Origin of the sequence: Arenivirga flava (genome assembly GCF_030161575.1) — a bacterium.
In the GTDB taxonomy this organism is placed as follows: Bacteria; Actinomycetota; Actinomycetes; order Actinomycetales; family Microbacteriaceae; genus Arenivirga; species Arenivirga flava.
On record NZ_BSUL01000001.1, the window covers coordinates 2,076,975 to 2,090,859 of the forward strand.

Consider the following 13,885-nt stretch of genomic DNA (forward strand, 5'->3'; position numbering starts at 1 on the left):
CTTGCGCTCAGACCGGGTTGGGCTTGCCGAGGAGCTCGTCCAGCGCCGCGCGGAAGCGGTCGATGCCCGCCTGCGGATCGGCGCCGGCGAGCAGCACGGGCTGCAGGTTCTCGGCGAAGAGGCTCTGGAAGTCGGAGCCGCTGCCGGTGAACCAGGCGGGCGGGTCGTAGTTGATGATCTCGGCGACGGCGGCGTAGTTCGCCTGCGGCAGGAGGTCGGCGTACGCCGGATCCTCGGTGACCGGCAGGTAGGCCGGCACGTGCCCGGCGCCGGCCCAGTCGAAGGAGTCCTTGAGGATCTCGGCGACGAAGCGGTAGACCTCGCGGCGCGCATCCTCGTCGACGTCGTTCTGGTGCGGCAGCACGAAGGCGTGCGAGTCGGCGTAGGCGGCCGGGGTGCCGTAGAGGTTCGGGATCGGCATGGCGTCGATCGGCAGGCCCGCGGCCTGCAGGCTCGGCAGCTCCCAGACACCCGAGAGCAGCATGCCGCTGTCGCCGCTGATGAACTCCGCCAGCGCGGTCTGGATGTCGGCGTTCGGCACGCCGCGGCTCGGGTCGACGAGCTGCTGGATGAAGCGGAACGCCTCGACCGCCGGCTCGTCGTCGATGCGCGCCTCACCGCCGATCGGCAGCTCCATCACGCCGCCCTGCTGCAGGTAGAGCGTGTACCAGAGCCGCCACATCTGGGCGCCGTCGTTGACGTAGCCGTAGGAGAGGCCGCTGCCGCCGCTGGCCTCCTTCATGGCCGTGACCATGTCGAGGAAGTCGTCGGGGCTCGTCGGCTGGCGCATCCGATCGCCCTCCATGAGGCCCGCGGCCGCGGCGTGATCGGTGTTGTAGAACAGGATGAACGGATGCGAGTCGAGCGCGATCGAGTACACGTCGCCGTCGAAGGTGCCCGACTCCCACACCCGGTCGCCGAAGTCCTCGCGGCGCACGCCGAACTCGGCGAGCAGGTCGAGATCCCAGGGGTCGAGCAGGCCGCCCGGGGCGTAGCCGGGCAGGCGCGCCGCGTGGATGATCGCCAGGTCGGGCGCGCGACCCCCGCCGAGGCCATGGCGAGCTTCGTGTAGTACGGCGGACCCCAGGTGAGCACGGTCTGGGTGACGTCGAACGTGGGGTTGGCCGCGTTGGCGCGGGCGACGAGGTCGGCCATGGTGCGGCCGTCGCCGCCGGAGAGCAGGTGCCAGAACTTGAGCGGGATCGCGCCGCTCGCGGCGCCGGGGCTCGCGCAGCTCGCGAGGCCGAGGGCTGCGAGCCCGGCGGCGGCGCCGAGCAGCAGGGTGCGGCGGCCGAGCAGGGGCCCGTCGTGCGGGATCGGTGGTGCCATCGCTGCACTCCTTCGTGAAGCCGGGCACCTCGTCGAGCCCGGTCCGGCCAGCAACCGCCTCCACGATTACATCGTTGTAATCGCACGTCAAGCCCCGGAGTCGCTCGTGTTGCTGATGCTGCTCGCACTGCTCACACTGCTCACACTGCTCACACTGCTCACACTGCTCACGCTGCTCGCCCTGCTGCCACTGCTAGCGCATCGCCCCGCCCACGTCGCCGCGCGAAATGACGGAGATCTGACCACGTCAAGCGCTGCACCCGCACGACACGCCGCAGTCCAGGGTCCGAGCGAGCCGGATCTCCGTCCTTTCGTCACAGAGGGGGCGAGGGCCGGGAGGCTGAGGCCGGAGGGACGAGGGCCGGGAGGCGAGGGAGGGGGACGGGGACGGGCGGAGCAGGGTGGGGCAGCGCCGGACAGACTGGAGGCGGCGGTCAGTCGCCCGTGCTGGCGCGGAACTCCAGGTGATGGGGCACGAAGCGGGCGGCGCGCGGTGCGTCGCGGTCGAGGATGCGGCGCTCGAGCAGCTCGAGCGCCGCCGCCGCGAAGGCGCGCTTGTCGAACGCGACCGTGCTGAGCGGGGGCACACCGAATCGGCCCTCGACGACGTCGTCGAAGCCCGCCACCACGACGACGTCGGGCACGCGGACCCCCATCCGCCACAGCTCGTGCAGCACACCGAGGGCCATCGAGTCGGTGAAGGCGAAGACCGCGTCGGGCAGGCCGTGCCGCTGCACGTGCTCGCGCAGCACCTGCGCCGCGTTCGCCGGCGTCCAGTGCACGACCTCGGCCTCGAGGGCCGGATCGTTCGGCAAGCCGGCCTCGGCGAGCGCCTGGCGGTAGCCCTCGGTGCGCAGGCGGGCCGAGGCGATGTCGAAGTCGCGACCAGCGCTGCCGAGGGCCAGGATGCGTCGGTGCCCGCGGGCGATGAGGGCCTCCGTCATCTCGCGGGCGGCGCCGGCGCTGTCGACCGACACCGAGTCGACGAGATCCTGCTGCACCTCGCCGATCAGCACCACGGGCGGCAGCTGCACGCCCGTGACGATCGCGCTCTCCGCGAGACGTACCGGGTTGAGCACGAGGCCGTCGACCAGCTGCGCCCGCGCCCGGGAGACGAGCTCCGCCTCGCGCTGCGGCTCGGCACCCGTCTGCTCGATCTGCACGCCCCATCCGCGCTCGTGCGCCAGCTCGACGAAGGCCGCGGCGGTCTCGGCGCTGTACGCGGTGGTGAGATCGGGCAGCGCCAGGGCGATCACGCCGGACCGGCCGTTGCGCAGTCCTCGTGCGCTGAGGTTGGGCACATAGTCGAGCTCGCTGAGCGCGGCGAGCACCCGCTCGCGGGTCTCCTCGCGCACGAAGACCGTTCCGTTGATCACGTTCGAGACGGTCTTCGGCGATACGCCCGCGCGCTGCGCGACGTCCTTGACCGTGGCCCTCATCCGGCCAGGCTAGCGGCGGCGGGTCGCGGGCTCAGCCGTCGCCGCGCCCTCGATGGTCGACGGTGATCTCCTCGGACGCGATGCGCGAGTCGTCGTCATCATCCGCATGCGGGAGGGGGATCGAGCTCGTGAACAGCTCGGCGCGGCGCTCCGCTTCCTCACTGCCGGTGAAGAGGCCCTGGTGCTTGATCTGCCCGGACGGCGTCCGCTCCTCGACGACCGGCACGGGCGCGGTGACGGCGCGCTGCTCGTCCGCGGCGGGTCCGGTGGTCTGCTCCTCCACGTCGACCGTGACGGGCGCCACCCGGGGGTCCTCGGCCTGCTCCAGCCGCGTGCGGGGCATCGCGGCGGGGTTGCGGCTGTGGATCCAGGCGACCAGCTGCTCGCGCACCAGGCAGCGCAGGTCGAAGAGCGTTCCCGCATCCTTCGCCGTCACCAGCACGCGCACGCGCACGTAGCCGTTCGTGGCATCCGTCAGCTGCAGCACCTTGGTGCGGCCATCCCAGAGGTCGGTGCCCTCGAGCACCTCGTCGAGGCGCTCACGCATGCCGTCGGGGTCGATGCGCCAGTCGAGGTCGATCTCCACGGCGCCGAGCAGCTCGCTGCTGCGGCGGGTCCAGTTCTCGAACGGGGTCGTCGTGAAGTAGGTGGAGGGGAGGACGAGGCGGCGGTCGTCCCACAGATGCACCACGACGTAGGTGAGCGTGATCTCCTCGATCTTGCCCCACTGCCCCTCGGCGATCACGACGTCGTCGACGCGGATGGCGTCGGAGAACGCCAGCTGGAACCCCGCGAACACGTTCGCGAGCGTCGACTGCGCCGCGAGGCCGGCCACGACGGAGACGAGGCCCGCGGAGGCCAGCAGGCTGGTGCCGACCGCCGAGACGCCGGGGAAGGTGAGCAGCACGCTGCCGAGGGCCAGCACCCAGATGACGACCACGGCGATGCGGTTGAGCAGATTGAGCTGCGTGTGCACGCGGCGGGCGACGCGGTTGTCGACGACGTCGAGCGGATAGCGCCCCAGCACCTGGCGGAACCCCGACGCCACCACCGCGCTGAGCAGCCAGGCCGCCGTGACGATCGTGACGATGAGCGCGACGTGGTCGATGCCGAAGGGGCGCCCCTCGTCGTCGCGGATGGGGAGGGTCGCGCTGAGCGCGATCCATAGCAGCACGACCAGCACGAGGATGCGGAAGGGGCGCCGCAACGAGGCGGCGGGGTCGTGCGTCCATCCGCGTCGCTTCGCGAGGAGGTGGATCGGTGCCGCCGACAGCGCCCCGATCGCGAAGGCGAGCACGACGGCGGCCACGACGGCGATGGCGAACGACGGCCAGGACTGCAGGGCGAACGGCAAGGACGGACCTCCGGGGGCGCTCCGCTCCCGCGGGCCGGCGGTGCCGCTCGGGGCGGTGCCGCTCGATGGTGCCGTGGCGGATGCGGATCAGGTGGCGGGGCACATCCGCGGGCCCCTCGGGAACGCACCACGGTATTTGGGCGGCGGCATCTCGTCGGCCGGCGCTGCGCATCCGCTCACGGGTCTCTGCGCGGGTGTTCAGGGTGCGGGTGTTCAGGGCGAGGGCGGTCTGGCGCTGCGCGGACGAGGTTGCGCTCGTCGCGCTCGCCGACCCGCCGAGGGGGCAGTAGTCGCGCCTGCCGACCCTCGGAAGGGCACTTACCGACCCCTCGCCAGGGGCCGACCCGCGCGCGCTCCGAGCCGCGGGGCCGCCCCGTGCCGCGGGATGCGGGCGCTCCACATGGCGAGGACGGCTCCTCCACAGCCGTACCGAGCACACAGGTCGAAGCTGCCATCGGCCGGGAGGGCCGCGGCCGAGCAGGCTGACGGCATGCCCCGCATCCCGCTCCCTCCTCCGCTTCGCGACGGCGCGTTCTCCACGGCGCGTGCAACCGGCCTCGGATTGAGCCCCGGTCGGCTCCGCGGCCGCGATCTCCTCGCGCCGCATCGTGGGGTGCGCATCCCCACCGCCCTGGATGCGTCGGCGGAGGATCGTGCGGCGCCGCTCAGCAGCGAGCGGCGCTGGTTCAGCCATCTCAGCGCGGCGCGCATCTGGGGGTGCCCGCTGCCTCCGCACGTCGATCTCCGCGCGCACCTCAGCGCGCATCGCAGGGCCCCTCGGGTCGCCGGCGTGGTGGGGCACAAAGCGCCGCCGCACGCCGCGCCGGTGCGTCGCCGGGGGCTGCCGGTTTCCGATCCGATCACGACCTGGCTGCAGCTCGCGGTGGTGCTGCCCTTCGACGAGCTGGTTGCCTGCGGCGACCATCTCGTCCACCGTCCGCGCTACCCGAACCGCGCCGATCCGCGTCCGTACGTGGATCGGGAGGCGCTCGTCGCCGCGGCGGCCGAGTACCGCGGGCGCGGCGCGATCATGGCCCGCGCTGCGGCAGCAGCGGTGCGCAGCCACGCCGCGTCGCGGCCGGAGACCCTCATCCGCCTGCTGCTGGAGCGGTCCGGGCTGCCCATCCCCGAGCTGAACGCGGATGTGTACGACGCGGACGGGAACTGGATCGCGTACTGCGACCTCGTGTTCCGCGACGCGAAGGTCGCGGTCGAATACGACGGCGACCAGCACCGCACCGACCGGCGCCAGTACGAGCGCGACCGGCAGCGGCTCGATGCCCTGGCGGACGCCGGATGGAACGTCATCCACGTGCGAGCGGATGCGCTGTTCAACCATCCCGCCTCAGTGGTGGCCCGTGTCCGAAGGGCGCTCGAGGCGTCAAGGGGGCAGTAGATGCTCGTGCGGCGCCTTCGGAGGACATTGTCCGTCCCCTCGCTCGCTCGGAATGCCTCGCTCGCGCGGAGTCCCTCGCTCGCGCGGAGTGCCTTGCGCGGGCGGGCGGGCTGCGCAGCCTCCCGAGCGGCGGGACCCGGGGCGCCGGACCCGCGCATCCGCCCCGGCTCCGCGCGGATAGACTCGACCCGTCCGGCCGCCCCGCCCTCAGGAGCCTGCGTGAGCACCCACATCCACACCGCCGATACCGTCGAGAACGCCATCGCGACGCCCGACAAGCACCAGCCGTACGACGCGCTCGGGTTGAAGGACGACGAGTACGCGAAGATCCGGGAGATCCTGGGCCGGCGTCCCACGAGCGGCGAGCTCGCCATGTACTCGGTGATGTGGAGCGAGCACTGCTCGTACAAGTCGAGCAAGAAGTACCTGCGCCAGTTCGGCCAGAAGGTCTCGCCGGAGATGTCGAAGAACCTCATGGTCGGCATGGGCGAGAACGCGGGCGTCATCGACGTCGGCGAGGGCTGGGCCGTGACCTTCAAGATCGAGAGCCACAACCACCCCTCCTACGTGGAGCCGTTCCAGGGCGCCGCGACCGGCGTCGGCGGCATCGTGCGGGACATCATCTCGATGGGCGCACGCCCCGTCGCCGTCATGGACGCGCTGCGCTTCGGCGCCATCGACCACCCCGACACCGCGCGCGTGGTGCCCGGCGTCGTGAGCGGCATCAGCTTCTACGGCAACTGCCTCGGCCTGCCGAACCTCGGCGGCGAGACCTACTTCGACCCCGTGTACCAGGCCAACCCGCTCGTCAACGCGCTCGCGGTGGGCGTGCTGCGGCACGAGGACCTGCACCTGGCCAACGCCCGCGGCGTGGGCAACAAGGTCGTGCTCTTCGGGGCGCGCACCGGCGGCGACGGCATCGGCGGCGCATCCATCCTCGCCTCCGACACCTTCGAGGAGGGCGGCCCCACCAAGCGCCCGGCCGTGCAGGTGGGCGACCCCTTCGCCGAGAAGGTGCTCATCGAGTGCTGCCTCGAGCTGTTCCAGCAGGACCTCGTCGAGGGCATCCAGGACCTCGGCGCGGCCGGCATCAGCTGCGCCACGAGCGAGCTCGCCTCGAACGGCGACGGCGGCATGTACATCCAGCTCGAGAAGGTGCTGCTGCGCGACCCCACGCTCACCGCCGAGGAGATCCTCATGTCGGAGAGCCAGGAGCGGATGATGGCGGTCGTCCGCCCCGAGAAGCTCGAGGCCTTCCTTGAGGTCGTCGGCAAGTGGGAGGTCGAGACGAGCGTGCTCGGCGAGGTCACCGACACCGGCCGCCTCATCATCGACCACCACGGCGAGCGCATCGTCGACGTCGACCCGCGCACCGTCGCCGTCGACGGCCCCGTCTACGACCGGCCCGTGGTCTACCCGGCGTGGCTCGACGCGCTGCAGGCGGACTCCGCATCCGCTCTGCCGCGTGCGACCGACGGCGCCGAGCTCAAGGAGCAGGCACTGCGCCTCATCGGCAGCGCCAACCTGGGCGACAAGAGCTGGATCACGAACCAGTACGACCACTACGTGCTGGGCAACACGGCCCTGAGCTTCCCGGACGACGCGGGCATGATCCGCGTCGACGACTCGACGGGTCTGGGCGTCGCCATCGCGACCGACGCCAACGGCCGCTACTGCCAGCTCGACCCCTACGCGGGCGCGCAGCTGGCCCTGGCCGAGGCCTACCGCAACGTGGCGAGCACCGGCGCCGTGCCGGCGGCGGTCAGCGACTGCCTGAACTTCGGCAGCCCCGAGAACCCCGAGGTCATGTGGCAGTTCTCGCAGGCCGTCGAGGGCCTGTCGGACGCCTGCCTCGAGCTGGGCGTGCCCGTCACCGGCGGCAACGTGAGCTTCTACAACCAGACCGCCGACGTGCCGATCCACCCGACCCCCGTGGTCGCTGTGCTCGGCACCATCGACGACGTGGCGCGCCGACTGCCCTCGGGCTGGCAGGACGCGGGAGAGAACCTCTACCTGCTCGGCACCACCGCGCTCGAGCTCGACGGCTCGGCGTGGGCCGGTGTGATCCACGGTCACCTCGGCGGTCTGCCGCCGAAGGTCGACCTCGCCGGTGAGAAGGCGCTCGCGGGTCTGCTCGCGGCGGCCGCGCACGAGGGCCTCGCCACGAGCGCCCACGACCTCGCCGACGGCGGTCTCGCGCAGGCCGTGTCCGAGGCCGTGCTGCGCTTCGGCGTCGGTGCCCGCATCTGGCTCGGCGAGGTGCAGGAGCGCGACGGCGTCGATGCCGCGACCGCGCTGTTCAGCGAGTCGACCGGCCGCGTGCTGGTGAGCGTCGCACGCGAGGACGACGTCAAGTTCCTCGGCCTCGCCGAGGGTCGCGGCGTGCCCGTGCTGCGCATCGGCGTCACCGACGACAGCGGCGAGCTCGAGGTGCAGGACCTCTACACCGCGTCGATCGATGAGCTGCGGACCGCGCATCGCGCCCCGCTGAGCCAGCACTTCGGCGCGGTCGTGGGGCAGTGACGCCAGCGTTCGACAGCACCGCGAGCGGATGCACGAGGGCCGGGCGGAGGGGACTCCGCCCGGCCCTCCGCGCATCCGGTCGTCGGATGCGGCGCCGCGTCAGCTCGCGGCCGGCGGCACCGCCTCCTGCGGCCGCCGGCGCAGCGTGAGCCGCCCCTGCGCGAGGAGGATGCCGAGGAACACGACGAGCGCGCCGACCGGCTCGTTCCAGTGCAGGCTCTCACCGAGCACGAGGATGCCGAGCAGCACACCGACGACGGGCGTGATGTAGGTGACCATCGACGCCCGGGTCGGGCCCCAGGCGCGCACGGTGTTCTGGTTCCAGATGTACGCGACGCCCGTGCCGATGCAGCCGAGCGCGAGCATGCTGAGCACCACCGGCCAGCTCAGCTCGATCGGCGCGACGGCGATCACCGGGGTGAGCAGCAGGGCGAGCACGGCGCCCAGGCCGATGTTCATGAACGAGAACGCGAGCGCGCTCACCCCGGTGTCGGCGAGGAAGCGGCGCATGTAGCCGAAGCTGAAGCCGTAGCTGGCGGTGGCGCCGAGCAGGGCGAGCTGCGCGAGCAGGGCCTGCGAGAAGTCCAGCCCCTGCCACGGGGCGATGATGACCATGACGCCGAGGATGCCGGTGAGCACCCCGGCCAGCTGCGCGCGCGTGAGCTGCTCGACCCGGAACGCGAGGCCGGCCATGACCACCGTCATGATCGGGGTCGTGGCGTTGTAGACCGCGCCGAGGCCGGACGCGACGTGCTGCTGCGCCCAGGCGAAGAGCAGGTACGGCACCACGCAGTAGCTCACCGCGAGCACGGCCATGTGCGCCCAGACCCTGCCGAAGCGGGGCAGACGGTCGCGGCGGATGAGCACGATGACGCCGAGGGTGAGGGCGCCCAGCACGAGGCGGCCCCACGCGACCTGACCGGGGGCGAGGCCCTCGAGGGCGACCTTCATGAACAGGAAGCTGGAGCCCCAGACGAGCCCCAGCACCGCGAACTGGAGGCCGACGAGACGATGCTGCACCGGGCGAGCGTATCGCTGGCCGGGGACGCTGCGGCGGTCGAGCGGATGCGATGGCCGGGAAGCGCCGGTCGTTGTCAGTCGGCGGCGGATCCGCTCGCGATGCGCTCGTGGTGGTGGATGACCTCGGCGACGATGAAGCCCAGGAACTTCTCCGCGAAGGCGGGATCGAGGTGCGACTCGACGGCGAGCGCGCGGAGCCGCTCGATCTGGACGCGCTCGCGGTCGGGGTCGGAGGCGGGCAGGCCGGTGGTGGCCTTGAGCTCGCCCACCTGCTGGGTGATCTTGAAGCGCTCGGCGAGCATGTGCACGAGGGCGGCGTCGATGTTGTCGATGCTGCGGCGCAGGGCGAGGAGCTGCTCCTGGCTGTCGCTCATGGGCGGGCCTTCCGGTCGCTGTCGTGGGGTGGCTCCGATCCTAGCGATCGGGCCTCGCGGCGGGCGGGCAGCGGATGCGGGCGGATCAGCGGCGCGCAGCGGAAGCCGGGTCCGCCGCATCCGCCTCGTCGACGGCCGCGAGGACGCCCGCCTCGTGCACGACCACGCGGACTGGGAGAGATGCCGGCGCATCCGACGCCACCGTCACGGGCACCGACAGCGCGCCGGCGCTCGATGCGTCGATGCGCTGGGCGGCGCACTCCACGGCGTCGCCGTCCTCGGCGCACGTCCAGTCCTCGGCGCCGAGCGGGCGGCCGGCGTCGAGCCGGACGCCGCGCGGCAGCGTCGTCCGCGCGGTCACCTCGCCCGCCGCGCCGCCGGCGTTCCCGAACTCGATCAGCAGCTGGCCGGCGACCCCGGGCCGCAGCGCTGCCGTCGTGCGCACGGCCGCGGTGAGCCGCGGCGGCCCCGACGCACCGGGTCCCCCGTCCTGCGGAGTCTCCGCACTCCCCTCGCCGGCCGTGGTCGTCCCGTCCGCTGCGGTGCCGGCGCTCGAGGTCGCCTCGCCGGTGGCGGACGGGCCCTCGATCCGCTGCACCGCGGCCCACGTGCCGACACCGATCCCGCCGAGCCCGAGCGCCAACGCGAGCACGAACGCCGGCACGCCGAGGCCGTGGAGCGCGGGCGCGGCGCCATTCGCGATGCCGGGGACGTCGCCCACCGCGACCGTGTCCGGACCGCCCGATGCGCCGCCCGGCGACCCGGCCGTGGCGCTGCTGGGGCCACCCACCGCATCCGCTGTCCCGACGCGCCCTCCCCCGCCGGATGCGACCGTCGCGGCGGCCGCATCGCCGCCGACGAGCGACGGCAGCGCGCCCGTGGCGGCGCCGCCGAGCACGAGCGGCGCCACGACGGCGCGCAGGCCGTGGCCGACGTCGCGCAGCTCGGCGAGCACGCGCGAGCAGGGCGCGCATCCGCTCACGTGGGCCTCGACCCGCCTGCGGTCGCGACGCGCCCCGCGCCCGCGGGCATGCGCGCCGAGCAGTTCGGAGATCTCCCGGCATGCGGGATCCCCCGCCTGCCGGGCGACGTGCTGCTGCAGGTACTGCTGGCGCAGGCCCTCACGAGCGCGGTACGCCAGCGCGGAGACGCCGGCCGCGTTCAGACCGAGGATGGGCCCGACCGCGGCCGGGCTCATCCGCTCGACCTCGACGTGCCAGAGCACGGCCCGCCAGCGCTCCGGCAGCGCGAGGTACGCCTTGCCGACGACCTCGCGCTCGAAGGCGTCGAGGGCCTCGTCGCTGTGCGGCGCGGGGCGGTCGAGCTCGTCGAGCAGGCCCGCGGAGCGCGTCCTGGCCTTGGATCGCGCGCGCTCCGCGGCGAGGCGGCGCACCGCGGTGTACAGGTACGCGCGCAGGGCGACGTCCGGCCCGCCGCCGGAGCGCAGCACCCGGTAGGTGCGGGCGAAGGCCTCCGCGGCGAGGTCGTCGGCGGCGATCGGATCGCGGGAGTACGCCCTCGCGACGGCGGTGACGGCGGTTCCATGCCGGCTGAAGATCGCGCCGAGAGCGCTGGTGTCGCCGGTGCGGGCCAGGATGATCAGCTCCGCATCGCTCGACTCGACTGCTGCGCGCATGAACTGATGCCTCGTTCCCCGGCGAGCCAACCATCCCCGCCATCCGTTGGGGAAGCCCCCGAAGAAGGGCACTGTCCATCCCCGGCGCCGATGCGGGCGACAGGGCCCTCACCCTGCCCCGGGCCGGACCGCGGGACCGATGCCCGCTCGTGCGGGCCGTCAGTCGCGCGGGACGACCGGGCCGTCGACGGCAGCGAGCCTGCGCTCGAGACCGGCCCGCACATCCGGCCAGTCCTCGTCGATGATCGAGTGCACGGCCGCGTCGCGCCAGCTGCCATCGGCACGGCGGGCGTCGCGCCGCACGATGCCCTCGAATGTCGCACCGAGCTTGAGGATCGCGGCACGGGAACGGTCGTTGCGCGCATCCGCCTGGATGCGCACCCGCCCGAAACCGCGGTCGAAGGCGAGGCCGAGCAGCAGCAGCTTCGCCTCGGGGTTGACCGCGCTGCCCCAGACGGCCGGGTCGTAGCCGGTCCAGCCGAGGTGCACGGCCTCGCGCTTCGGCTCGACGTCGGCCAGCGAGCTCGCCCCCACGAGGCGTCCGTCCGCCGGACCTCCGATCAGGCGGATCGCGAAGGTCAGCGCGCTGCCCTGCTGCGTGAACCCGGGGAAGTAGCCGAGGGCGAAGGCGGCGAACGCCCGCTCATCCGCTGGCAACCCGGCCGCGCCCCCTCCGTAGCCGCCCGCGAACACCTCCGGCCTGCCGAGCGCGCGCCAGAGCTCCGGCAGATCCGCCTCGACGAGGGGTTCGAGCCGCACGGAGCGACCCACCAGGCTGACGGATGCGGGCAGGCTGACGCTCATCCCCTCATCCTGCCGTGCGGCGCCGGCACTCTGCTTCGGGGCGCCTCAGCGACAACGGGGCGTGCGCGCGCATGCCCCGTTGTCGTCGAAGCGCCCAACCCTGAGGCCGGAGGAGCGGGAGCGACGAAGGCGCCGCACCCGGAGGGGCGGCGCCTCCGAGGAGCGGGCTCAGCTCAGCAGGTCGTGGCGCTCCACGATCGCGTCGCGGGCGGCGCCGACGCCGATCGCGGAGATGCGCGATCCGCTCATCCGCTCGAGGGCCAGCACGTAGTCCTGCGCGTTCTGCGGCAGGTCCTCGAAGCGGCGCACGCCGGTGATGTCCTCGTCCCAGCCCGGGAACTCCTCGTAGATGGGCGTCGCGTGGTGGAAGTCCGACTGCGACACCGGCACCTCCTCGACGCGCTCGCCGTCGACGTCGTAGGCGACGCAGACCGGGATGGACTTCAGGCCGGTGAGCACGTCGAGCTTGGTGAGCACGAAGTCGGTGACGCCGTTGATGCGCGCCGTGTAGCGGGCGATCGGGGCGTCGTACCAGCCGCAGCGGCGCGGGCGGCCCGTGGTGGTGCCGAACTCGTGGCCGTTCGAGCTGAGGAACTCGCCGAACTCGTCGAACAGCTCCGTGGGGAACGGGCCGGCGCCGACGCGGGTCGTGTACGCCTTGACGACGCCGATGACGCGGTCGATGCGGTTGGGGGCGATGCCCGACCCGGTGACGGCGCCGCCGGAGGTCGCGTTCGACGAGGTGACGAAGGGGTAGGTGCCGTGGTCGACGTCGAGCATGGTCGCCTGGCCGCCCTCGAAGAGCACCGTCTTGCCGTCCTCGAGTGCGCGGTGCAGCTCGAGTGCGGTGTCGGTGACCATGGGGCGAAGGCGCTCGGCGTACTGCAGCAGATCGTTCACGACCTCGTCGACCGCGATCGCGCGGCGGTTGTAGACCTTCAGCAGCAGGTGGTTCTTGACGTCGAGGGCACCCTCCACCTTCTGGCGCAGGATCGATTCGTCGAAGAGGTCCTGGATGCGGATGCCCACCCGGTTGATCTTGTCGGCGTACGCCGGCCCGATGCCGCGTCCGGTCGTGCCGATCTGTCGCTTGCCGAGGAAGCGCTCGGTGACCTTGTCGATGGTGCGGTGGTAGTGCGTGATGACGTGGGCGTTGGCGCTGACGCGCAGCTTCGACACGTCGACGCCGCGGGCGCTCAGCGCCTCGAGCTCGTGGAACAGCACCTCGATGTCGACGACGACGCCGTTCGAGATCACCGGGGTCACGCCCTCGGTGAGGATGCCGGAGGGCAGCAGGTGCAGCGCGTACTTCTCGTCGCCGATCACGACCGTGTGGCCGGCGTTGTTGCCGCCGTTGAACTTGACGACGTAGTCGAGCCGGCTGCCGAGCAGGTCGGTCGCCTTGCCCTTGCCTTCATCGCCCCACTGGGCGCCGATCAGGACGACTGCGGGCATGGGTTCTCCCCTTCGTAGCGGACGGGATTGCACCCCATCCTATCGAGACCTGCGGGAGGCCGGCCTCCCGGGTGGGATGCCGGCCTCCGAGCGGATGCGGTCAGGCCGCGCGACGCTCCACGCGCGGGATGCACTGCAGGTTCTCCTGCTCCACCGGGATCGTGCCGGACCACTCGGCCTCGGCGCCGCCCTCGACGCCGTCGACGTTGATCTGCTGCAGGGCGACCGTCGCGCCGTCCTCGTCGAGCAGGCTCATGAAGATGCGGTAGCTCACCGTCTCCTCGGTCGGGTTGGTCACGGTGCCGCCGACGCTCCAGGCGCCGTCCTCGAGCACGCAGGTCGGCATGTCGAGGTCGGACCGCGCACCCGTCATGCCGTCCTCGTCGCCCGGGGTGTCGACGATGTCCGTGTACGTCTCGGGGGCCTCGGCCTCGCCCGAGGCGCTGGGGCTCGGGGTGGGCTCGGGGTCCGGGCCGGTGCAGCCCGTGAGGGCCAGGGCGAGCACTCCGGCGGCCGCGAGGCCGGTGACGAGGTGGTGTCGCTTCATGCTGATGA

General features: G+C 72.6%; 11 protein-coding genes. 2 read left to right on the forward strand and 9 right to left on the reverse strand.

The genetic code is table 11. The annotated features are described in order from the left end of the window. Nucleotides 1-7: 7 nt before the first annotated feature. From QQK26_RS10035 to QQK26_RS10045, 3 genes are all read right to left on the reverse strand, one after another. Nucleotides 8-1,393 (reverse strand): extracellular solute-binding protein, encoded by a 1,386-nt coding sequence (locus QQK26_RS10035; RefSeq protein WP_348520008.1) that lies wholly within the window; start codon nucleotides 1,391-1,393, stop codon nucleotides 8-10. A 370-nt stretch (nucleotides 1,394-1,763) separates the two neighbouring features. After that, nucleotides 1,764-2,768, reverse strand: a complete 1,005-nt coding sequence (locus tag QQK26_RS10040; RefSeq protein ID WP_284232297.1) for a LacI family DNA-binding transcriptional regulator — start codon at nucleotides 2,766-2,768, stop codon at nucleotides 1,764-1,766. 31 nt (nucleotides 2,769-2,799) lie between these two features. Beyond that, entirely contained in the window at nucleotides 2,800-4,122 is a 1,323-nt protein-coding gene (locus QQK26_RS10045) for a mechanosensitive ion channel family protein (protein ID WP_284232298.1), read from the reverse strand. Between the two features lie 613 nt (nucleotides 4,123-4,735). On the opposite strand from QQK26_RS10045, the gene QQK26_RS10050 reads away from it, so the two are divergent. Further along, nucleotides 4,736-5,518, forward strand: coding sequence for an endonuclease domain-containing protein (locus QQK26_RS10050; protein ID WP_284232300.1), 783 nt, complete (start codon nucleotides 4,736-4,738; stop codon nucleotides 5,516-5,518). Nucleotides 5,519-5,737: 219 nt separating this feature from the next. After that, a complete protein-coding gene (gene purL, locus QQK26_RS10055) occupies nucleotides 5,738-8,041 on the forward strand; it encodes a phosphoribosylformylglycinamidine synthase subunit PurL (protein ID WP_284232302.1) in 2,304 nt (767 codons plus the stop codon). Between the two features lie 99 nt (nucleotides 8,042-8,140). Here purL and QQK26_RS10060 read toward each other — a convergent pair whose 3' ends face one another. The 6 genes from QQK26_RS10060 to QQK26_RS10085 form a co-directional block, all read right to left on the reverse strand. Beyond that, on the reverse strand, nucleotides 8,141-9,061 hold the full coding sequence (locus QQK26_RS10060; RefSeq protein WP_284232303.1) for a DMT family transporter: 921 nt from the start codon (nucleotides 9,059-9,061) through the stop codon (nucleotides 8,141-8,143). Nucleotides 9,062-9,135: 74 nt separating this feature from the next. Beyond that, a complete protein-coding gene (locus QQK26_RS10065; RefSeq protein WP_284232306.1) occupies nucleotides 9,136-9,435 on the reverse strand; it encodes a chorismate mutase in 300 nt (99 codons plus the stop codon). 85 nt (nucleotides 9,436-9,520) lie between these two features. Then, a complete protein-coding gene (locus QQK26_RS10070) occupies nucleotides 9,521-11,071 on the reverse strand; it encodes a sigma-70 family RNA polymerase sigma factor (RefSeq protein ID WP_284232308.1) in 1,551 nt (516 codons plus the stop codon). A 159-nt stretch (nucleotides 11,072-11,230) separates the two neighbouring features. Beyond that, the gene (locus QQK26_RS10075; protein WP_284232309.1) at nucleotides 11,231-11,875 is read right to left on the reverse strand and encodes a GNAT family N-acetyltransferase; all 645 of its coding nucleotides are present in this window, start codon (nucleotides 11,873-11,875) and stop codon (nucleotides 11,231-11,233) included. Nucleotides 11,876-12,043: 168 nt separating this feature from the next. Then, nucleotides 12,044-13,330: an adenylosuccinate synthase gene (locus QQK26_RS10080; protein WP_284232311.1), complete on the reverse strand. Its 1,287-nt coding sequence runs from the start codon at nucleotides 13,328-13,330 to the stop codon at nucleotides 12,044-12,046. A 100-nt stretch (nucleotides 13,331-13,430) separates the two neighbouring features. Continuing rightward, nucleotides 13,431-13,877, reverse strand: a complete 447-nt coding sequence (locus QQK26_RS10085) for a hypothetical protein (protein WP_284232313.1) — start codon at nucleotides 13,875-13,877, stop codon at nucleotides 13,431-13,433. Nucleotides 13,878-13,885 lie beyond the last annotated feature (8 nt).